This window comes from Candidatus Cloacimonadota bacterium, from assembly GCA_012516855.1.
Taxonomy (GTDB): domain Bacteria; phylum Cloacimonadota; class Cloacimonadia; order Cloacimonadales; family Cloacimonadaceae; genus Syntrophosphaera.
In genome coordinates, this window is sequence record JAAYWB010000057.1 from 63,378 (window position 1) to 83,550 (window position 20,173).

Annotated in this window: 22 protein-coding genes; 18 read left to right on the forward strand and 4 right to left on the reverse strand. The window is 55.5% G+C overall.

Features of this window, described 5'->3' with window-relative positions; genetic code table 11:
• The first annotated feature begins 341 nt into the window (after positions 1 to 341).
• From GX466_05390 to GX466_05475, 18 genes are all read left to right on the forward strand, one after another.
• Entirely contained in the window at positions 342 to 1,679 is a 1,338-nt protein-coding gene (locus GX466_05390; protein ID NLH93639.1) for a ribosome biogenesis GTPase Der, read from the forward strand.
• The gene (plsY, locus tag GX466_05395; GenBank protein NLH93640.1) at positions 1,679 to 2,338 is read left to right on the forward strand and encodes a glycerol-3-phosphate 1-O-acyltransferase PlsY; all 660 of its coding nucleotides are present in this window, start codon (positions 1,679 to 1,681) and stop codon (positions 2,336 to 2,338) included. The genes GX466_05390 and plsY overlap by 1 nt, the downstream gene beginning before the upstream one ends.
• Positions 2,338 to 3,705 carry an amidophosphoribosyltransferase gene (gene purF / locus GX466_05400; GenBank protein ID NLH93641.1) on the forward strand — a complete coding sequence of 456 codons (1,368 nt, stop codon included), beginning with the start codon at positions 2,338 to 2,340 and terminating at the stop codon, positions 3,703 to 3,705. Before plsY ends, purF begins: the two co-directional genes overlap by 1 nt.
• Complete coding sequence (rfaE1, locus tag GX466_05405) at positions 3,702 to 4,673, forward strand: D-glycero-beta-D-manno-heptose-7-phosphate kinase (protein NLH93642.1); 972 nt, start codon at positions 3,702 to 3,704, stop codon at positions 4,671 to 4,673. Before purF ends, rfaE1 begins: the two co-directional genes overlap by 4 nt.
• A complete protein-coding gene (gene rfaE2, locus GX466_05410; protein NLH93643.1) occupies positions 4,588 to 5,148 on the forward strand; it encodes a D-glycero-beta-D-manno-heptose 1-phosphate adenylyltransferase in 561 nt (186 codons plus the stop codon). Before rfaE1 ends, rfaE2 begins: the two co-directional genes overlap by 86 nt.
• A complete protein-coding gene (locus GX466_05415; GenBank protein NLH93644.1) occupies positions 5,145 to 5,564 on the forward strand; it encodes a SoxR reducing system RseC family protein in 420 nt (139 codons plus the stop codon). The genes rfaE2 and GX466_05415 overlap by 4 nt, the downstream gene beginning before the upstream one ends.
• A complete protein-coding gene (gene folB / locus GX466_05420) occupies positions 5,561 to 5,920 on the forward strand; it encodes a dihydroneopterin aldolase (GenBank protein NLH93645.1) in 360 nt (119 codons plus the stop codon). The genes GX466_05415 and folB overlap by 4 nt, the downstream gene beginning before the upstream one ends.
• Entirely contained in the window at positions 5,917 to 6,390 is a 474-nt protein-coding gene (gene folK, locus GX466_05425; protein ID NLH93646.1) for a 2-amino-4-hydroxy-6-hydroxymethyldihydropteridine diphosphokinase, read from the forward strand. Before folB ends, folK begins: the two co-directional genes overlap by 4 nt.
• Positions 6,387 to 7,415: a bifunctional N-acetylglucosamine-1-phosphate uridyltransferase/glucosamine-1-phosphate acetyltransferase gene (locus GX466_05430; GenBank protein ID NLH93647.1), complete on the forward strand. Its 1,029-nt coding sequence runs from the start codon at positions 6,387 to 6,389 to the stop codon at positions 7,413 to 7,415. The genes folK and GX466_05430 overlap by 4 nt, the downstream gene beginning before the upstream one ends.
• Positions 7,408 to 7,908, forward strand: a complete 501-nt coding sequence (locus tag GX466_05435; protein ID NLH93648.1) for an HIT domain-containing protein — start codon at positions 7,408 to 7,410, stop codon at positions 7,906 to 7,908. Before GX466_05430 ends, GX466_05435 begins: the two co-directional genes overlap by 8 nt.
• A gap of 13 nt (positions 7,909 to 7,921) precedes the next feature.
• A complete protein-coding gene (locus GX466_05440; GenBank protein NLH93649.1) occupies positions 7,922 to 8,356 on the forward strand; it encodes a LytR C-terminal domain-containing protein in 435 nt (144 codons plus the stop codon).
• The gene (gene rsfS / locus GX466_05445; GenBank protein NLH93650.1) at positions 8,353 to 8,742 is read left to right on the forward strand and encodes a ribosome silencing factor; all 390 of its coding nucleotides are present in this window, start codon (positions 8,353 to 8,355) and stop codon (positions 8,740 to 8,742) included. Before GX466_05440 ends, rsfS begins: the two co-directional genes overlap by 4 nt.
• Positions 8,720 to 10,372 carry an arginine--tRNA ligase gene (locus GX466_05450; protein NLH93651.1) on the forward strand — a complete coding sequence of 551 codons (1,653 nt, stop codon included), beginning with the start codon at positions 8,720 to 8,722 and terminating at the stop codon, positions 10,370 to 10,372. The genes rsfS and GX466_05450 overlap by 23 nt, the downstream gene beginning before the upstream one ends.
• Positions 10,372 to 10,815: a ribosomal protein S18-alanine N-acetyltransferase gene (rimI, locus tag GX466_05455; protein ID NLH93652.1), complete on the forward strand. Its 444-nt coding sequence runs from the start codon at positions 10,372 to 10,374 to the stop codon at positions 10,813 to 10,815. The genes GX466_05450 and rimI overlap by 1 nt, the downstream gene beginning before the upstream one ends.
• Positions 10,808 to 12,418 carry an L-aspartate oxidase gene (gene nadB / locus GX466_05460; GenBank protein NLH93653.1) on the forward strand — a complete coding sequence of 537 codons (1,611 nt, stop codon included), beginning with the start codon at positions 10,808 to 10,810 and terminating at the stop codon, positions 12,416 to 12,418. The genes rimI and nadB overlap by 8 nt, the downstream gene beginning before the upstream one ends.
• Before the next feature lie 8 nt (positions 12,419 to 12,426).
• A complete protein-coding gene (locus tag GX466_05465) occupies positions 12,427 to 13,059 on the forward strand; it encodes a dTMP kinase (protein ID NLH93654.1) in 633 nt (210 codons plus the stop codon).
• Complete coding sequence (locus tag GX466_05470; protein ID NLH93655.1) at positions 13,049 to 14,647, forward strand: S41 family peptidase; 1,599 nt, start codon at positions 13,049 to 13,051, stop codon at positions 14,645 to 14,647. Before GX466_05465 ends, GX466_05470 begins: the two co-directional genes overlap by 11 nt.
• A gap of 147 nt (positions 14,648 to 14,794) precedes the next feature.
• The gene (locus tag GX466_05475; GenBank protein NLH93656.1) at positions 14,795 to 15,133 is read left to right on the forward strand and encodes a hypothetical protein; all 339 of its coding nucleotides are present in this window, start codon (positions 14,795 to 14,797) and stop codon (positions 15,131 to 15,133) included.
• Positions 15,134 to 15,439: 306 nt separating this feature from the next.
• On the opposite strand, the gene trpS is transcribed toward GX466_05475, so the two are convergent.
• The 4 genes from trpS to GX466_05495 form a co-directional block, all read right to left on the reverse strand.
• Complete coding sequence (trpS, locus tag GX466_05480; GenBank protein ID NLH93657.1) at positions 15,440 to 16,432, reverse strand: tryptophan--tRNA ligase; 993 nt, start codon at positions 16,430 to 16,432, stop codon at positions 15,440 to 15,442.
• Positions 16,429 to 17,739: a 30S ribosomal protein S12 methylthiotransferase RimO gene (gene rimO / locus GX466_05485; GenBank protein ID NLH93658.1), complete on the reverse strand. Its 1,311-nt coding sequence runs from the start codon at positions 17,737 to 17,739 to the stop codon at positions 16,429 to 16,431. Before rimO ends, trpS begins: the two co-directional genes overlap by 4 nt.
• Positions 17,736 to 18,986, reverse strand: a complete 1,251-nt coding sequence (locus tag GX466_05490) for a DUF1015 domain-containing protein (GenBank protein NLH93659.1) — start codon at positions 18,984 to 18,986, stop codon at positions 17,736 to 17,738. Before GX466_05490 ends, rimO begins: the two co-directional genes overlap by 4 nt.
• Positions 18,987 to 19,010: 24 nt before the next feature.
• A partial coding sequence (locus tag GX466_05495; protein NLH93660.1) for a M18 family aminopeptidase occupies positions 19,011 to 20,173 on the reverse strand: 1,163 nt, incomplete at its 5' end.

Consider the following 20,173-nt stretch of genomic DNA (forward strand, 5'->3'; position numbering starts at 1 on the left):
TAACATCCCGCTTAACATCATGGTTACGTCCTTTGCCCCATCCCGCTCACTTCCCGTTCACTTCCCGTTGACTTCCCGCCTGCCAGGCGGGAACTCAGCGAGATGCGATCAGGATGCGAATGGGAAAGGGCAAAGGACGAGTCCGGCAAAAAGCAAGCGAAAATCCCGCAAATGCTTGACCCATCTCTTAAAAATAGTGGGTAACAAGTCTGTGAAAACGCAGGTCGTTCCAAGCCCGAAAAGACCGGCTTCACGCGAGGCCGCGTAAACCATTATAGGATTGACAAAATACCCCCTTTGAAAAGAGTGGCGCCAAAAGCAACCGGGAAGTAAACTTCTGAATGAGGAAATACATCGTATCGATCGTGGGTCGTCCTAATGTGGGCAAGTCCACGCTGTTCAACCGCCTTTGCAGAAAGCGTTCCGCCATCGTTGACCCGGAAGCGGGGATCACCCGCGACCGCAAATACGAGGATGTGGAGTGGAACGGCAAAGTGTTCAAAATCGTGGACACAGGCGGGATTGTATTTGACAGCGGCGAAGCCATGGACAAAATGATCCGCCACCAGGCGCAACTGGCGATCGACGAATCCGACCTCATCGTCTTCATGGTTGACTCCCAGACCGGCACCACGGACATCGACAAGGCCATCGCCAAAATCCTCTTCCCGCACAGGGATAAGGTGATGCTGGTCGCGAACAAGGCCGACAACGAGAAATTCGAGTGGGAGCTTTTTGATTTTCTTCAGCTCGGGTTTGGCGACCCCTTCCCCATTTCCGCTTCCCAGGCCCGCAACATCGGTAATTTCAAGGATGAACTGATTTCCCTGATCCCGGAAACGCAGAATGCCTATGAAGATGACACACCTGCCCACACCCGCATCGCCGTGGTGGGAAAACCGAACGTGGGCAAATCCTCCATAGTGAACCTGCTTTTGGGCAATGAAAAACAGATCGTAACCGAAATTCCCGGCACCACCCGCGACGCCGTGGACAGCGTTTTCCGCTATCACGGCCAGGAATACGTGCTTATCGACACCGCAGGACTGCGCCGTAAATCCAAAGTGAATTACGGTGTGGAATACTACAGCGTGATGCGCACCATCGAAGCCGTGGACAGATGCGACGTGGTGGTGCTGGTGCTCACCGCGGACGAGCCAATCTCTGACCAGGACGTGAAAATCGCCTCCTATGCCAAACGCCGCATGAAAGAAATCCTGGTGGTCTTCAACAAGTGGGACCTGGTGGAAAAAGACAGCAAGACCACAGGCAAATTCATCGCCGACCTACATGAAATGATGCCCTTTCTGCAATTCGCGCCGGTGCAGTTCATTTCCGCCAAGACCGGACAGCGCATCAACCGAATCATGGAAACGGTGGTAAAAATCGAAGAGGAAAGCGAAAAACGTATCTCCACCAGCGAACTTAACCGCTTTATGGAAACCGTTGTGCAACACCGCCCACCCACCCACAGCACCGGCAGGCACGTGAAGATTTACTATCTGACCCAGGCGGCCGTGAAACCGCCAACCTTCGTCTTTTTTTGCAATCAGCCCTCCCTGGTCAGCGAGAATTACAAGCGCTTCCTGCACAACCAGATACGGGAAATGTTCAGCTTTGAAGGCGTTAGCATCAAGCTCATCTTCCGCGGCCGGAAAGACGGAGAGACGGAACAGTGATTCAGGCCGTGATTTGGGGTTTGGTTTGCCTGCTGGCCTATTTAATCGGCAGCATACCCTTTGGCTGGCTGGCAGGAAAGTTCTTTCATAAAAAGGACATACGCTCCGGCGGCAGCGGCAATATCGGCGCCACCAACGCCCTGCGCCAATATGGCGTGAAAACCGGCATTCTGGTTCTGGCTCTGGACCTGTTTAAAGGCTTCGCGGCTGCCTGGCTGCTTCTGAACGTGGTTCCCGGCCTGGTGAGCAATTTCGCGGGAGCTCTACCCACAGAGCGCAATATGTTGTTGCTGCCAGCTTTGGCGGTGATCCTTGGCCACATGTTCCCGGTTTGGCTGAATTTCAAAGGTGGTAAAGGCGTTGCCACTGCCGCTGGAGTATATCTGGTTCTGGCGCCTGTGCCCTTGTTCGCGGCGCTGCTGGTGTTTCTGCTGGTCACGGCTCTCAGCCGCTATGTGTCGCTGGGCTCGATCGTTGCCGCGGCCTCCCTTTTTGTGTGTGAATTGCTGTGGAACATATTTGTGCTCAGGGAGCCGGAGTTACCCTGGTTTACGCTGTTCGTGGCTCTGCTGGTGATATATAAGCACAGTCAGAACATCATGCGCCTGCTGGAAGGCAGGGAAAACCGGCTGAGTTTTAACAAGAAGGATAAAGCCTGATGTGTGGAATAGTCGGAGTTTTCGGTAATCCTGAAGCAGCCAGCCTGGCCGCTTTGGGGATGTTCGCTGAACAGCACCGCGGCCAGGAAAGCTGCGGTATGGCGGTTTGTGACGGCAAGGTCATACGGCTGCACAAAAGCATGGGCCTGGTGAAGGAAGTTTTCACTCCCGAAGTACTGGAAAGCCTTCCGGGAAGCATTGCCATCGGCCATGTGCGCTATCCAACAAAGGGTTCAGCCACAGCCTTCAATACCCAGCCCCATCTGGTGGAAACGCTGTTCGGGCCATCCTACGCGCTGGCCAGCAACGGCGACGTGGTGAACTACGCTTCAGTCAGGGCCAAGCTGGAAGCGGAAAACGTTTATTTCAAGAGCGACAACGACGGCGAATTGCTGGTGAAATTCATTGCCTGGCGTATCGACCAGGGCGACGAACCGGCCGACGCCATCCGGGCTTTGATGCGCGAGATCAAGGGCGCCTATTCCTGCGTATTTACCACCAGGAGAGAGCTTTATCTCTTCCGCGATCCGCTTTCCATGCGTCCCATGGTGTGGGGTAAAACCTCAAACGGAACGGTGGTTGTGGCCTCTGAAAGCTGCGCGCTGGACATCTTGCAGGTGAACGGACGCCAGGAAGTGCCTCCGGCTGGGATAAACCGCGTTAATAAAGACGGAATCTCCCTCTTGGAAAACGATCCCAACCTTTACCGCAGCCGTCGCCACAATAGCTATTGCGTTTTCGAACACATCTATTTCTCCCGACCTGACAGCTATCATTTCGGCGAAAACGTCTTCGCGGTGCGCGAAAAGATCGGCGAATTGCTGGCCAAAGACGATGAGGGCCTTCAGGCAGACTGCGTTGTGCCAGTGCCGGACTCATCTAATTTAATGGCCGTGGGTTACTCCGCCGCGAGCGGCGTCCCGCTCTCGCTGGGCCTGATCCGCAACCACTATATCGGCCGTACTTTCATCAAGCCTCAGCAAACCATCCGCGACGAGGGTGTTTACCAGAAATTCAACCCCCTGCCCAACTTTTATAAAGGGAAAAAGGTGGTGCTGGTGGACGATTCTATCGTGCGCGGAACCACCATCCGCCAAATCGTGCGAATGATCAAGGAAGCCGGAGCGGAAGAGATCCATCTGCGCATTGGTTCTCCCCAAGTGAAATTTTCCTGCTACTTCGGGATCGACACCCCGCACCCCGAGGAACTAGCCGCCAACCGCCACAGCCTGGAAGAGCTACGGACCTGGACAGGAGTGGACAGCCTGAAACACCTATCCTTGACCAGTCTGGCCCAATGTTTGACCAAACCCGAAGAGTACTGCTACGCCTGCTTTGACGGAAACTATCCCCTGGAGATGGAATGATCGGCGAATTACTGCAAAAATTCGATGGCCAGCGCGTTCTGGTGCTGGGCGACGTAATGCTGGACCAATATGTGTGGGGCAGGGTGGACCGCATTTCACCGGAAGCTCCGGTACCCGTTCTGGAAGCTCAAAGCGAAGAACTGCGCCTGGGCGGAGCCGCCAATGTGGCCCTGAACATCCGCACCCTGGGCGGAATCCCACTTCTGGTCGGTATCACGGGAGCTGACGAAGCTGCCAGGGAACTGAGGAGCCTGCTTGAGGCCAGAGGCATTTCGGCCGAGGGACTCATAAGCGATCCCAAGCGTTCCACGACCCGCAAGATGCGCATCGGGGCAGCCAATCAACAGATCGTGCGCATTGACTACGAAAACAAAGAGGAAGTTGGCGCTGAACTTCAGGAAAAGGTTTTGTCCGAGTTGAAAACTCTGCTGCCGGATTGCCGGGCCATGATAATCGAAGACTATGACAAAGGTTTGCTGACTGTCGATTTGATCCGCCAGGCTTTGAAGCTGGCTTCCGAACGGGGTGTACCGGTGGCAGTGGACCCCAAACTGAAACATTTCCAAGCCTATGCCGGGGTGGACATATTAAAGCCCAATTACAAAGAGCTACAGGATGTTAGCGGAACCGTTTTCTGCACTGACGGGGAGTTTTATCAGACAGCCCAGAAATTGCGGCATGAGATGCGGATCAGGCATCTGATCGTGACCCGCAGCAGTCTGGGGATGTACATTTTCAGCGGTGATGACGCTCCGAAGCATATACCCACTTTCGCAAGAGAGGTATTTGACCCCTCCGGCGCTGGCGACACAGTGATTTCCGCCCTCACCCTGGCTTGGATTAGTGGCGCCGATATCGATCTGGCCGCAGAACTGGCCAACCATGCCGCCGGAGTGGTTTGCGGAATCAAAGGAACAGCAAGCGTTTCACCGACCCAGGTTTTGGAAAGCTATCGTGATAAAAGATAAGATCAAAAGCTGGGAGGAAGCAGCCTTCCTGACGGAAGAGCTAAGAGCTCAGCGAGCCCGGATTGTATTTACCAACGGCTGTTTCGACCTCCTGCACTCCGGCCACACCCAGTATCTGGAACAGGCCAAAGCCCTTGGCGATATCCTGATCGTTGGCCTGAACAGCGATGCCAGCGTGAGCCTGTTGAAAGGAGAATCGCGACCCTTTGTAGCCCAAACCGACCGCGCCTTGGTGCTGGCCGCTCTCGAATGCGTGGACATGGTGGTGATCTTCAGCCAGCCCACCCCGCTTCAGCTTATCGAATTGCTCAGACCAGACGTTTTGGTTAAAGGCGGCGATTGGAAACCTGAGGCCATCGTGGGCGCAGATATTGTTTTGGCCGGTGGCGGCAAGGTGTTGAGCCTGCCTTTCAAAGAAGGATACTCCACCAGTTCGCTGATTCGGCGGATCGCGGCAACGGAAGTGCACGAATGAGCGACAATACCAAGATCGCCCAAGAAGACGTGGGCACGGTTGTGGCCGTGAATGGCGGCCGTGTGAAAGTGGAACTGGTGCGCGGCGGTGGCTGCAAATCCTGCTCCATGCAGGGAATATGTTTCGGGCGCAACACCCCGGCGGTGTTCGATCTGGAAAGCGATCTGGACCTAAATCCCGGCGATAGGGTGGAATTGGAAATTGCCGCCTCAACCCGTGTGCTGACGTCGTTATTGGTGTTTGGGCTGCCTATGCTCTGTTTGTTCGCTGGATTTCTGGTCGCGAGCCACTGGCTGGCTGAACTTCCCGCCATCGCCGTTGCTTTTGGCGTAACGGCGCTTAGTTTTTTAATAATGAGACAGATCGACAAAAGATACGGTAACCGGATGCAGGTGCGAATCAGGAGAAAGATATGACCATCAGACTGAACGAGATGGTTTTTTACGGCTATCACGGCGTTCACGACGAAGAACGCAAGCTTGGCCAGCGCTTCATCGTGAGCCTGGAAATGCAGACCCGCCCTGAAACCGATACTGCCATCCGGCAACTGGAAGACACGGTGGACTACACCAAGGTCTATGCCCAAATCCGCGAGATTATGGAATCTCAGCAGTTCCAGCTGCTGGAAGCCTGTGCCAATATATTGGCGGACAAGCTGTTGGAGAATTTTCCGTTGATTTGGCAGCTCACCCTGCGCATTCAGAAACCCTCCGTTCCCATTAAGGGAATCCTGCGCAGCGTGGAAGTTGAACTGACAAGGAGTCGTGCATGACCGCCTGGCTGTGCCTCGGGTCAAATCAGATGAAACCCCGCGCCCAAGTGCAAAAAGCGGTGAGAATACTTGCCACCGATCCCAAGATTCGAGTATTGCGCAAATCCTCGTTGGTGCGCACGAAAGCCTACGGCAAAGAAGACCAGCCGGATTTCCGCAATCAGGTGATAGAAATCGACACCAAATATTCGCCCCTGGACCTTTTGCAGAAAGGCCTCGCTGTGGAAACGGAGATGGGCCGCGTGCGCAAGGAACGCTGGGGGCCCCGAGTGATCGATATCGACATCCTGCTGTACGAGGACGAAGAGATGCAAACGATGTCCCTCACCCTGCCGCATCCGGACTTTCACAACCGCCGCTTCGTGCTGGAATTGCTGTGCGAGGTGGACCCTGAACTCAAGCACCCGGTGCTGAATAAAACAATGGCTAAGTTACTCGAAGAGCTTGGCCACGCTGGAGGAGAGCAATGAAAGAACCTGCTGCGATTATCCTGGCAGCCGGCAAAGGAACCAGGATGAAATCCAACCGGGCTAAGGTGACCTTCCCCATCGCGGATAAGCCCATGGTGCAAAGAGTGGCCGACAGCGCCGCGAAGGCCGGTTGCGCCAGGATCTGCGTGGTGGTTGGTTATCAGAAGGAAAGCGTGATCGCCTGCCTGGAAGACGACAAACGCCTGGAATTTGTTGAACAAAGTGAACAACTGGGCACCGGCCACGCTGTGATGATGGCCCAGCCGCTGTTTACAGACAATGACCAGGATGTTCTAATCCTTAGCGGAGATGTGCCCCTGCTCAGTTCGGAGACCCTGATGAAAATACACCAGTCCCATCAGGCTTCAGGCTCCGCGTGCACTGTCCTTACCGCCATTCTGGACGATCCTGGTAAATACGGACGCATCCTGCGTGACGTCGATGGACAAATCAGCGGTATTGTGGAATTCAAGGATGCCTCGGAAGCGCAACGCTCTATCAAAGAATGGAATACGGGCATCTATTGCTTCCGCTCAGGTGACCTCTTTAGTGCTCTGGACCAGATATCGAACGCGAACCAGCAGCAGGAATATTACCTCACGGATGTTGTTTCCATCCTGCGCAAGGCAGGGAAAAAAGTGGCCGGCGTCGTGCTGGAAAACCTGGTGGAGGTGTCCGGAGTGAATTCCCAGGAACAACTGGCCGCCCTTGAAGACCAATTCTTGGATTCCATCCGCAAACGCTGGCTGAACAACGGAGTGGTGATCCACAATCCGCAAACCGTGTTCATTGGCGACGACGTGATCTTGGAACCGGACGCGGAAATCTGCCAGGGCTCCGTGATCAAAGGCAACAGCCAGATCTGCACGGGCGCCCATATCGGCCCCGGCTGTTATCTGGCCGACAGCTTCGTTAGCGACAATGCCATCCTGGAAGGGCACAACGTTCTGGTTGACGCCCACATTCCGGAAGGCCACATCTTGGAATTTGGCGAGCAAGTGATAGAAGAGACATTCAATGACTGACGGTTATCTTTATTCCCCCTGGCGGCTGGACTATATCCAGGGCGTAAAACCTGAAGATTGTGTCCTCTGCCGTTTTCTGGAATCAGAAAAAGACGCTGAAAACCTGATCGTTTTCCGCGGCGAACACTGCTACGTGATGCTCAACCGCTATCCCTACAACAACGGCCACATCATGCTGGTGCCCTATCTGCACACAAAAAACCTGAGCGAACTACCCCCCGAAGTGATGAACGAACTCGGCCAGCTGCTCCAGAGCAGCGAACAGGTGCTCATCCAATCCTATAACTGCGATGGGATCAACATTGGCATAAATCTGGGCCGGGCCGCCGGCGCCGGTATAGACGAACATCTGCACATCCATCTGGTTCCCCGGTGGAACGGTGATTGCAACTTTTTGAGCGTGGTTGGCGGAAAACGCGTGATCCCGGAAGCCTTTGAAATCAGCTACAAACGCCTGCGCGACGCCTACGCGAAACTTACTGGGCAGGAATAGCTTTGGAGCCAACTTGAACCGTCGCACCAAAACCAACTCGATGAAAATGACCCTGCTGTGGCTGGCGGTGGGTTTGCTTGGCCTGGTGCTGGGCTATCTGGTCTATATTCAGCTCATCGTTCCCGGCAGAAATACAGACAGCCTGAAAGAAGAAAATCTACCCGCCCTCAAGGTAGTGGTGAAAAACGGCTGCGGCGTGGAAAACCTGGCCACGGAATATTCGGACTACATTAAGGATGAAAACATCGATGTGATAAGCATGGGCGATACGCCCCAGCCTATCTGGAGCAAAAGCGTGATCGAAATGAAAACGGACGACAGGCAGGACCTCGCCCGCCTGCAAAAAATGACTGGCATCAAGCGCTACACGCTGGCTGTGGACCCTGACGCCCCTGCCCCTTTCGTGATTATTCTGGGACAGGATTTTGAAGAGTACATGAAACCATGAACAAGGAGAACAATTTGGCGGATAACGCAAAGCTCGAAGCCGTGCTCACCTGGCTCGCGGAAAAACAAGCGGAAAACATCCGGGTTTATGATGTTGGCAAAAACAGCGCCTACACGGATTTCATTGTGGTGTGCGAAGGCACCGCGGACCTGCATAACAAGGCCATTGCCAACCATGTTTTGGACATGGCCAAGGAACACAAACTCCTGGTGCTGAGCAAGGCTGGCCTTGAATTTGGCGTTTGGGTGCTGCTGGACATCAGCGATGTGGTGATCCACATCTTCCTGCCTGAAAAAAGAGAATATTACAAGATCGACGAGTTCTTCAGCGAACTGGCCGGTCTCAGCGATAAAGAGAAACCACATGATCAAGCACCTACTGCATGACAATATCCGGGAAGCAATAAGCACTCTGGAACTCAGCTCCAGCCGCGATTTCACGGTGGAAGTGCCCAACAATCCAGAAAATGGAGATTATTCCACCAACGCCGCTATGGTTTTGGCCAGAGAAAACAAGACCGCGCCCAAAAAACTGGCTGAAAAACTGGCGAAAGAGCTGCGCAGGAACAAGTTTTACAAAACGGTCGAGATCGCCGGGCCCGGTTTTATCAATTTCCGGCTCTCCGCCTCCCTTTTCCAGAAGATGCTTTGGGACATTCACGAAGCTGGCGCGGAGTTTGGCAGTTCGGATTACGGCCAGGGCACCAAGGTATTGCTGGAATTTGTGAGCGCCAACCCCACCGGCCCGCTCAACATAGTCAACGCCCGCGCCGCGGCATTCGGTGACACCCTCTATCGGGTGATGAAAAAGGTGGGTTACGAGCCTGCCCGCGAGTTTTATGTGAATGACGCCGGCAATCAGGTGGACATCCTGGCGGAAAGCCTTGAACTCCGTCTGCGCGAGATTCACGGTGAAAACATCGGCGAGTTTCCATATGAGGCATACCACGGCGAATATGTGAAACACCTAGCCCACAAGTTGAACGCCGCTGAAGGAGTGCGCATCTTCATGCTGCCTGAAAAGGAACGCACCGAACGCCTGAAAGAATTTGCCCTCAACGAGTTGCTGGAAATGCAGCGCCTCAGCCTGGAAAAGTTTGATGTCTTCTTCGAGAGCTGGGTCTCGGAAAAGACACTGCGCGCTGAAGGCGTGGTGGAAGAAGTGCTCAGCTATCTTACGGAAGCCGATTGCACCTATGAAAAAGAAGACGCCATCTGGTTTTCCTCCACAAAATTCGGTGACGATAAAGACCGTGTGCTGATGAAAAGCGACGGCTCCATCACCTATTTCGTGCCGGACCTGGCTTATCACCTCACAAAGATACAGCGCGGCTACACCCAGCTGATCGATGTCTTCGGACCCGACCACCACGGCTATGTGCCCCGGCTCAAAGCAGCCTTCCGGGCCCTCAAATACGATGAAGACATGCTGGAAATCATCTTTCTGCAGCAGGTGAATCTCTTCGAAAGCGGTGAGCGCGTGAAAATGAGCAAGCGCGCTGGCAAGATAGTGACCATGGACGATTTGGTGAACGTGGTGGGCAAAGACGCCGCCCGGTATTTCTTCATCGCCCGCAAAGCCAATGCCCATCTAAATTTCGACCTTGAGCTGGCCTTGCAGCAAAACAATGAAAACCCTGTTTACTATTGCCAGTACGCCCACGCCCGCATCTGCTCCATTCTCAAGAAAGCGCGCAAGGACAAGGTCTATCCCCGCTCTTTCAAACCGGAACTCACCCACAAACTGAACAAACCGGACGAAATGGCCCTGATCCAGAAACTAACTGATCTGCCCGAATTGCTGCAACTGATCGCCCAGCACCGCGAACCACACCGTTTGGCCACTTACTGCGAGGAACTCTGTAGCCTCTTCCACCGTTTCTACAACAAGTATAAGGTGGTAAGCGCCAAGAACAGGGAACTCTCACAAGCCAGGCTGCTGCTCATAGAAACCGTGAAGAACGTTTTGGCCATCTGCCTTGACCTCATGGGCATCAGCGCCCCGGAAAAGATGTAATGTCCGAACCGCCCGTGATCCGGCCCCTGCGTGAAACTGACCTTCCCGCCATACTGGGGATCGAGAACCTGGCATTCAGTCCGCCCTGGCCGGAAGAGGCTTTCCGCCATACCGAATTCACGCAAAGCTGGGTGATCTCCACAGATGGGGACTTGCGCGGCTACATCATCTACCATGTGGTTCCGGATGAGGCCGTGATTGTCAATTTCGCCATCGCTCCTGATTTCTGGCGCCACGGCCTGGGTTCCCTGCTACTGCAGCATTCTCTGGACATAATGCAGGAAAGCGGTATCAACGCTGTATATTTGGATGTAAGGCGTTCCAACCTTGCCGCCCTCAAGCTGTATAACAAATACGGCTTCAAACCCTTGGGCGTGAGAAAAAACTACTATTCCAAGCCGCGGGAGGACGCCTTGGTTATGGTGCGGTATAACAATGGATGAGAGAATGAGAGATTACGATTTTCTGGTGCTGGGTAGCGGGATCGCCGGTCTAGTTTACGCCCTTCAGGTTTCCCGTTTGGGCAGGGTGGCTGTGGTCACCAAACGCGGTTTGTCCGACTGTAACACCAACTACGCCCAAGGTGGCATCGCGGCTGTTCTGGACGAGCAGGACACCTTTGTCAACCATTGCGAGGACACCTTCGCCGCGGGGGCCGAGCTGGGCAAAAAACAGGTGATCCGGCAAATCATCACCGAAGGTCCAAAGCTGATCCAATACCTCATTGACCTGGGCACAGATTTCACACTGCGTAACGAAAGCTACGACAACCGCCTGGAAAACCTCTCCCTCACCCTGGAAGGCGGCCATACACACCGCCGGGTGGCTTACGCGGCTGATTCAACCGGCCATCAGATCATGGAAGTTCTAATCGAACGCTGCCGCGAAAACAGCAACATAGATATCTTTGAGAACAGCATTGCCATCGACCTCATCACACAGCACCATGTGGTGCAAACCCACGGCTTCGTGCCCGGCATTTCCTGCTGGGGAGCCTATGTGATGGACGAAACCACAAACGAGGTGCACATCTTCCGGGCCCGCAAAACCATGCTGGCCACCGGCGGCGCTTCCCAGATCTACGCCCACAACACCAATCCGGCGGTTTCGACCGGCGACGGCATGGCCATGGCCCGCCTGGCTGGAGCGAGACTGGCAAACATGGAATTTGTCCAGTTTCACCCCACCGCCTTTTGGAGCCCGGGCGGCAAAACCTTCCTCATCAGCGAGGCCTTGCGTGGAGAAGGTGCTGTCCTCCGACTTCAGGACGGCACCGAATTTATGAAAAGATACCATCCCAAAGGCAATCTGGCCCCCAGGGACATAGTGTCCCGGGCCATCGACGCTGAGATCAAGAAACGAGGCGAGAAGTATTGCTGGCTCGACGCCACCGGCATCGAGACCGAAAAACTCCACAACCATTTCCCCTACATTGATAAGCGCCTCCTGGAACAGGGGATAGATTTCACCCGCGACCCCATCCCCGTAGCCCCGGCCGCCCATTATTTCTGCGGCGGAGTGCTTTCCACCATTGATGGAATAACGGACATCCGCAACCTCTTTGCCGCCGGGGAGGTGGCCTGCACGGGGCTGCATGGCGCCAACAGGCTGGCCTCGAACTCGTTGCTGGAAGCCCTCGTGATTGGCTGGCGCGCCGGCAACCATCCCTCAAACCAGGAAACCGTGGTTTTCCCGGAACTGCCGCCTTGGAAGCAAATGGATGTGTTCAATGAAAACGAATGGGTGGTGATTTCCCACAACCGCGAAATCATCGGCACCATCATGGACGGCTATGTTGGCATCCGCCGCTCCCGGCGCCTGCTCAAATACGCCCTTTCCCGCATCGAAAACATCTACAACGAAGTGAACAATTTTTACCAGTACAATGCCGTCCGTCGCGAAGTGGTGGAAACGCGCAACCTGGCCATCATCGCCATCGCCGTGATCCGCAGCGCACTGATGCGCCGGGAAAGCCGCGGCGCCCACTTTCTGATCGACAATCCCGAGCGCGACGACGCCCATTACAAGATCGACACCATCATCTAAAGGATATCATGACAGGACTTTTCATCACTTTTGAAGGCATCGAGGGCAGCGGCAAAAGCACCCAGATGGTGCTGTTGAGCAAAAAACTCACTGAACGAGGATTGCCTGTACTGCTTACCCGCGAGCCTGGGGGCCCGCCCATCGCTGAAACCATCCGTTCTTTGCTGCTTGATCCCGAACGCCGCGAGATGCTGCCGGAAACAGAGCTTCTGCTCTACTGCGCCAGCCGCGCCCAGCACACCGGCGAATGGATACTGCCGGCTTTGAAAGAAGGCAAAACCGTCCTCTGCGACCGCTACTTCGATTCCACCTTTGCCTATCAGGGTGCCGCCCGGGCCCAAAAACTTGATTTCATCCGCCTGCTTACTGACTTCGCAACTTTCAGCACCGTGCCCCATCTCACCTTTCTCATCGACCTGCCCGTTGTCGAAGGGCTAAGCCGCATCAAGTACCGCCAGCTTGACCGCCTCGAACAGGAGGACATTTCTTTCCACGAACGGGTCCGGAACGAATTTCTGGACCTCGCCAGGATCCATTCCGACCGTTTTGTGGTGCTGGATGGCTCCCTCCCCATTGAAGAAATCCATGCCAAAATATATTCAAGAGTTTTAAGCCAGTTAGGAGAACCCATTGAACAATAAGAAACAAAAAACCGCCCTGATCACCATCGCCGTCGTGTGGTTCCTCTCCGCGGTGATGCTTTTCACCGCCACCAGCGTTTTTGCCCAAAGCCAAAACAAGGGCACCGACCTCTATTCCCAGCTTGGTCTCTTCAGCGAAGTGCTCAGCAAACTGAAGCAAAGCTACGTTACCGAGCTCAACGACGAAGAGCTGATCAAGGCCGCGATCATCGGCATGCTGGGTTCCACCGATCCCCACACGAACTATTTCACCAAAAGCGAGTATGAAGACTTCACCACCTCCACCAAAGGCTCCTTCGGCGGACTTGGCATCCAAATCGATAAAATCGGCGACTACGTTACCGTAATTTCACCCATCGAGGGCACCCCCGCCTACAAGATGGGCATCACCGCTGGTGACAAGATCATCCGCGTGGACGACAAGAACATCGTGGGCGTAACCACCGACGAGGCAATAAAATACATGCGCGGTGAAGTGGGCACGAACGTGACCATCACCATCAGCCGTCCCGGCGTGGCCAAGCCTCTGGAATTCCGCATCACCCGCGAGACCATCAAGATCAAGAGCGTGCCCTACAGCTTCAAGCTCGATAACGGCGCCGGCTATCTGCGGCTAAGCCAGTTCAATGAAAACACATCCCAGGAGCTGCGCACCGCGCTGGCCGCCCTTGAGGCTGAAGGCATAAATGGACTCATCATAGATCTGCGCTGGAATCCCGGCGGGCTGCTCGACCAGGCGGTGGAAACGGTCAACGAGTTCATTGGCGCCAACAAACTGGTGGTGGAAACCAAGGGCCGCATGCCCTCAGCCAATCGCCAGTACTTTACCAGAAATGCCACCAGGACACGCGATTATCCCATCATCGTTCTGGTGAACGAAGCCTCCGCCAGCGCCTCCGAAATCTTCGCTGGTTCCCTGCAGGATTGGGACAAAGGCCTCGTGGTGGGAAAAACCACCTTCGGCAAAGGCAGCGTGCAGCAGCTGATTCCGCTCATCAACGGCAACGGCATCAAGATCACAACCGCCTACTACTATATCAAATCCGGCCGCTGCATCCACAAGAAGAGCAACGACAAGATCCTGCTGGGCAAAGAGATATCCACCTCGGACATCACCGCCGAGGAGGAACTCAACCTCAAGCAGATCTATAAAACAGTGAAGAACCGCGAAGTTTATGGCGGAGGAGGCATCACCCCCGATATCGAGATCCAGGGTGAGCCCATGACCAATCTCGCCATGGAACTCCGCCGCCACAACACCTTCTTCAATTTCGCGGTGGATTACATGGTGGAGAAAGACCACAGCATCGACCGCAACTTCGTGGTGGATGACGCCCTTATGAACCGCTTCCTGACCTACGCCTCAGCTCACGACATCAAATACACCGAAGCTGATCTGGACAGCACCCGCACCTACATCCGCACTGTGCTCAAAAGTGAACTGCTGCGCACCGTTTATGGAGACCTCGAGGCTTATAAAACCACCATCCAGCTGGACAGGCAGTTCCTGGAAGCCGTGGCTCTTTTGAACAGGTTCCGCTCCATGGACGAGCTTTTCGCCCACGCCGCGGCGCAAAACAAAAACTAATGCAGGATAACGCCTCCAACCAGGTATAACCTATGGAGTTAAATAGAATGATACATACTGGAACGGCCTGGCCCAGGCTGATTGCCAGCCAGGCCCTTCCATCTTCAAAACAAACACTATTCAGAACCTTATAAGGAGATCATTATAATGAAAAACCTCCTCTTTATCTTTGTCCTTCTTGCCCTCAGTTTCGGTGCTTTCGGCCACGCCGCAACCGAGTTACAGGCCTCATACACCGCTGCCACCCAAACCCTGAAACTAAGCTTCGACCACAGTGTCAAGAACCCTCAGGGCCACTTCATCCAAAGCATTGAAATCCGGCACAACGGCACTATGATCATCTCCCAGGTGGCCAGCGCGCAGGATTCAACCACCGGCGGAGAGTACATCTACAAAATCCCCAACCTGAAAAAGAATGACAAGATCGATATAACGCTCATCTGCAACAAAGGTGGCAGAAAATCAGCTTCAATGATCTTGAAATAAACAATTCCCATCCATCTCCTCATTCATAATCCCGGACGGCCTGCCTAAGGCCGTCTTTTTTCGGATCCCTTTCAAAGAGAGCCAGATATACCCGCCGCGCTGTCCTGCCAGTCAGGCCCTGAGCGCTTGAGGCCATCCCTCTCCCATGCCACTCGCCAAATACTCGCACCAAATACGGCCATCATGCGGGAGGCGCATCCGGGACACAGGTCAGGGCCTTAACGGCCAGAGGACTCCCGACAAGGCTTTCAAAAAAACCGGGGCAGCAGTCGCCCCGGCTAAGCATCTCATTGTGGAGCAATAAGTTCAATCCATCCCGATGACGGAGCGCAACTGCCTGATCTTGGCGGCGGCGAGTTCCCTGGCCTTGGCTGAGCCGGCTTCCAGAATGGCGGTGATCTTTTCGGGCTCGGACATCAGTTCGAGGTAGCGCTCGCGCAGGGGTGTGAGGGCAACGTTCATCACTTCAAACAGTTCCTGCTTGGCATGCCCCCAGCCCATGCCTCCGGCCAGATAGCGCTGGCGCAGGCTTTCCACCTGCTCCGGGCTGGCGAAATTGCGGTACAGGGCAAAGACTGTGCAGGTTTCGGGGTCCTTGGGCTCTTCCACTCCCTGGGAATTGGTCACGATGCGCATCACCAGCTTGCGCAGTTCCTTTTCGGAAGCGAACATGGGAATGGTGTTGCCGTAGCTTTTGGACATCTTGCGCCCGTCAAGCCCCAACAGGGTTTTGCTGTGCTCGGTGGCGACGGGCTGAGGCAGGCGCAGACACTCCTGTCCATAGGTGAAATTGAAGCTCTGGGCTATATCCACGGCCATTTCCACGTGCTGGAACTGGTCATTTCCCACCGGCACCAGGTCGGTGTCGAAGAGTAGGATGTCGGCCGCCATCAGCACGGGATAGGTAAAGAGCCCCATGTTCACTCCGTCGTCGGGATCGCGTCCGCTGGCGGCATTCTCCTGGAGGATGGCTTTGTAGGCGTGGGCGCGGTTCATCAGGCCCTTGGGTGTGAAAGCCAGCAGAATGGTCAGCAGCTCAAAGGTCTGGGGCACAAGGGATTGCTTGTAGAACAGCACCTTGTCCGGATCAAGTCCCGAAGCCAGCCAAGCAGCCGCGATTTCCAGAGTCATGGCGCGGATGGCGGCGGGGTCCTTGCAGGCATTGAGGGCGTGATAGTCGGCGATGAAATAGCGCGCTTCACAACTTCGCGAAAGTTCCAGAGCCGGGCGGATGGCGCCCAAGTAATTGCCTATGTGGGGGATACCGGTCGGCTTGATGCCGGTGAGGGCTACTTTCATTGTTCATTCTCCTTTGGGTAAACTGCTGCAAAAAGGTCGGGGTCCACGGTGTTGGTGACCTCTGCGCGGATTATCTGGCCAGGCTGCAGGCCGCTGCCTTCGATGTAGGTGACGCCATCCACCTCCGGCGCTTGAAACCAGGCCCGGCCGATCCAGGCGTCCCCTTCGTTTTCGCCTTCCGCTTCCTCCACCAGCATTTCCACGCTCTGGCCCACGTATCTTTCCAGAAGCTCTTCACGACGGTTCGCCTGCAAGGCCAGCAAAGCGTTCATCCTCCTCTCCGCGGTTCTGGGCGGAACCTGCCCTTCCAGCGAAAAGGCCGGGGTGCCTGCCTCACGGGAATAGCTGAACACGCCAAGGTGAAGAAAGGGAATTCCGGCCACAAACTTTTTAAGAGCCAGGGCTTCAGCCCTGGTCTCGCCGGGAAAGCCGCTCATCACGGTGGTGCGAAGCACAGCCTGGGGCAGTTCTTGCAGAATTGTACCGAAAAGCCCTTCCAACTCGCGGCGCCCCTTTTTGCGGTTCATGGCTTTCAGGATGCGGTCTTCGCTGTGCTGGACGGGGATTTCGAAATAAGGCAGCAGCTTGGGCTGGCGTTTCCAGAGTTCCAGCCAGGCGGTCTCAAAGTGGTCCGGATGCATGTACATCACACGGACCCAGCTATACTGCGGCAGGGCGCAGAGCTTCTCCAGCAGTTCCGGCAAGGCTTTGCGTTCGTAGATGTCCAGTCCGTAATTCGCAGTGTCCTGGGCGATCACCACCAGTTCCCACCAGCCTTCTTCGGCATTCGCCACCAAAGCCTCCGCTTCCCGCACCAGTTCTTCGATGGGAACGCTGGCCATGCTTCCGCGGATGGAGGGAATGGCACAGTAGCTGCAATGGTTCGAGCAGCCGTCGCTGATGCGCAGATAGCGGTGAAATCCGCCCTGGATGGCGGTTCTGGGCAGGTCGGAAACTGGCTCCAGGCGCAGCCAGCGTTCCAGCGCCGCGAAGTCCTTCAATCCGATCCAGGCGTCCACTTCGGGAAAGAGGCTTTGGAAATCCTCCAGCCCGCGGTTCATCAAACAGCCTGTCACCAGCAGCCGGTCGAACTGCCCCTCCTGTTTCAGAGAGGCCAGGTCGCTCAGCACCAGGTCCAGTTCCCGCAGCGAATCCACCAGGAAAGAGCAGGTGTTCACCAGCACCAGATCAGCCTCTTCGGGATAATCGGCAGCTTCGTAACCCGCCCTTTCCAGGATGGCGGCGAAAACCTCACTATCCACCAGGTTTTTTGCACAGCCCAGGCTTTCGATGAAGTATTTGCTCACGTAAGGGGATGGATGAAAAGTCCCGAACGCAGTTTGGGCTCGAACCAGGTGGATTTGGGAGGCATGATCATGCCCGCGTCGGCGATGCTCAGAAGTTCGTCCATGGAGGTGGGATACATGGCGAAAGCCACCACTTCCCTGCCGCTGTCCACGCGGCGGACCAGTTCATCGAGGCCGCGGATGCCGCCCACAAAGTCGATCCGGGTGTCCCGGCGGGGATCGCCGATGCCCAAAATGGGATGCAGCAAATTGTCCTGCAAAATGGAAACGTCCAGCGAGGCCACCGGATTGGCGGCGTCCCAGGTGCCAGCTTTGGGAACCAGGCGATACCAGCAGCGGTCCAGATACATACCGATTTCGTGGGTCTTGCCGGGGTGGAAATTGCCCGCTTCCTTTATGGGGGTGATTTCGAATTTTTCTTCCACCAGCTTCAGGAACTCCTCTTTGGAATGGCCGTTCAGGTCTTTCACCACGCGGTTGTAATCAAATATCTTAAGCTGGTTGTCTGGGAAGATCACGGTCATGAAGAAATTGAACTCTTCTTCTCCGGTGTAGTCCGGATATTTTTCCCGGCGCAGAAGGCCCACCTTGGCCGCGCTGGCGGTGCGGTGATGCCCGTCAGCCACATAGAGGCAATCCATTTTGGCAAAAGCGTCTTGGATGGCGGCGATGTCGGCAGGCTCATCCACCAGCCAGAGCGAATGGCCGATGCCGTCGTCGGAAACGAAGTCGTAAACAGGGTCTTTGGCCTGTTTAACTTTCTCCACCACAGTGTCGATGGCATCCTGGTGACGGTAGGTGAAAAAGACCGGTGAAGGGTGGGCATCGCAGGTGTCAACGTGGCGGATGCGGTCCGCTTCTTTGTCGGCGCGGGTAAATTCGTGCTTCTTGATCTTGCCGTCCATGTATTCATCAACCGAGGCGAGGCCCACCAGGCCGTTCTGCTCGCGGCCGTCCATGGTTTGGCGGTAAATGTAGAAATAAGGCTTGGGATCCTGCATCATGTAGCCCTGGCGGCTGTAGTTGTCTAGGTTCTCCTTCGCTTTGGCGTAAACCGCGGGATCGTAAAGATCGGTGCCGACCGGCAGGTCAACCTCCGGCTTCTCCACGTGGATATAGCTGAGCGGGTGCTTCTTAACCTCGATCCGGGCTTCGTCCGAATCCATCACATCATAGGGCAGCGAAGCTATGTCCGCCGCGTATTTGGGTACCGGACGCAGGGCCCGGAAGGGTTTGAATACTGCCATGAGGCACTCCTATCTTATTTTATATTAATGATAATAGTGGGAAAGGACCTTGATCATATCCAGATGGTCGTTCACGCCAGCGGTTTCGCGGATCGAGTGCATGGCCCAGAGCGGGTTGCCGACGTCCACGGTGCTGATCCCCAGTTTCGCCGCGAGCATCGAGCCCACGGTGCTGCCGCAGAGCAAGTCGCTGTGCATCATGAACTTCTGGCAGTTCACGCCCGCGGCTTTGGCGTTCTGCGCGAAGACCGTGCTGCTGGCAACGGTGGTGGTGTATTTATGGCTGGCATTCCATTTGATCGCGGGCCCGCCGTTCATCGCCGGCGAGGTTTTGGGGTCATATTTCTCCGGATAGCCGGGATGGTAGGCATGGGCCATGTCCGCGCTCACCAGGAAAGAGCGGTCGAGCGAGATCAAATACTCCTCGCGGTCCAGGCCCCGGGCCAGGGCGATGCGTTCCAGCGTGTTGGCCAAAAGGGATGAATCCGCGCCCTGAAGGGTGGTGGAGCCGATCTCCTCGTGGTCGAAGAGGGCTGCCACACAGGTGAGGCGAGGTTTTTCTGTGCCGCGGATGGCGCTGAGGATGGCATGGCTCATGCCCAGGTTGTCCAGCCGGCCGCTGAAGATCAGGCTGTTGTCCAGGCCGCCGGTTCCCGCTTTGGCGCGGTCATAAAGGAAAAGCTCCATGTCCAGGATAAGCTCCTGATCGATGCCGATGGCGGCGGCCACCGCTTCTTTAAGAGGATCGGCGCTGGTGGAAGTGGAGCTGAGGATGGCCTGCAAATGGGTCTGCGGATTGTATTTAAAACCTTTGTTCACCTCACGGTTAAGGTGGATGGCGGCGTTGGGGATAACGGCGGCCGTGGTTTTCAGGTCCACCGTTTTCAGGCCAGTCGTTCCGTCATCCAGCTTCACCGCCACCTGTCCGGCGATGCCCAGATCGCGGTCTGTCCAGGTGCTGAGGATGGGCCCACCGTAAACCTCAACGGCCATGCGGGTCACGCCGTTTTCGGTTCTCACGCTTTCCGGCTTGAGCTTGAGGCCGGGGCTGTCGATGTGGGAAGCAGCGATATGGTATCCCGCGGTGGTGAGCGGCTCAGAGCCCACCACAAAGGCAATCACGCTGGTGGCGCGGACAATGTAGCGTTTGTCGCCGGGTTCGAGATTCCACCTGTCCCGTTCATAAA

Excerpts from the sequence above, each read along its gene's own strand:
- GX466_05390 (NLH93639.1), top strand. The coding sequence starts at position 342 with ATGAGGAAATACATCGTATCGATCGTGGGTCGTCCTAATGTGGGCAAG.
- purF (NLH93641.1), top strand. The coding sequence starts at position 2,338 with ATGTGTGGAATAGTCGGAGTTTTCGGTAATCCTGAAGCAGCCAGCCTG.
- rfaE1 (NLH93642.1), top strand. The coding sequence starts at position 3,702 with ATGATCGGCGAATTACTGCAAAAATTCGATGGCCAGCGCGTTCTGGTG.
- rfaE2 (NLH93643.1), top strand. The coding sequence starts at position 4,588 with ATGCCGCCGGAGTGGTTTGCGGAATCAAAGGAACAGCAAGCGTTTCAC.
- GX466_05415 (NLH93644.1), top strand. The coding sequence starts at position 5,145 with ATGAGCGACAATACCAAGATCGCCCAAGAAGACGTGGGCACGGTTGTG.
- folB (NLH93645.1), top strand. The coding sequence starts at position 5,561 with ATGACCATCAGACTGAACGAGATGGTTTTTTACGGCTATCACGGCGTT.
- folK (NLH93646.1), top strand. The coding sequence starts at position 5,917 with ATGACCGCCTGGCTGTGCCTCGGGTCAAATCAGATGAAACCCCGCGCC.
- GX466_05430 (NLH93647.1), top strand. The coding sequence starts at position 6,387 with ATGAAAGAACCTGCTGCGATTATCCTGGCAGCCGGCAAAGGAACCAGG.
- GX466_05435 (NLH93648.1), top strand. The coding sequence starts at position 7,408 with ATGACTGACGGTTATCTTTATTCCCCCTGGCGGCTGGACTATATCCAG.
- rsfS (NLH93650.1), top strand. The coding sequence starts at position 8,353 with ATGAACAAGGAGAACAATTTGGCGGATAACGCAAAGCTCGAAGCCGTG.
- GX466_05450 (NLH93651.1), top strand. The coding sequence starts at position 8,720 with ATGATCAAGCACCTACTGCATGACAATATCCGGGAAGCAATAAGCACT.
- rimI (NLH93652.1), top strand. The coding sequence starts at position 10,372 with ATGTCCGAACCGCCCGTGATCCGGCCCCTGCGTGAAACTGACCTTCCC.
- nadB (NLH93653.1), top strand. The coding sequence starts at position 10,808 with ATGGATGAGAGAATGAGAGATTACGATTTTCTGGTGCTGGGTAGCGGG.
- GX466_05465 (NLH93654.1), top strand. The coding sequence starts at position 12,427 with ATGACAGGACTTTTCATCACTTTTGAAGGCATCGAGGGCAGCGGCAAA.
- GX466_05475 (NLH93656.1), top strand. The coding sequence starts at position 14,795 with ATGAAAAACCTCCTCTTTATCTTTGTCCTTCTTGCCCTCAGTTTCGGT.
- trpS (NLH93657.1), bottom strand. The coding sequence starts at position 16,432 with ATGAAAGTAGCCCTCACCGGCATCAAGCCGACCGGTATCCCCCACATA.
- GX466_05490 (NLH93659.1), bottom strand. The coding sequence starts at position 18,986 with ATGGCAGTATTCAAACCCTTCCGGGCCCTGCGTCCGGTACCCAAATAC.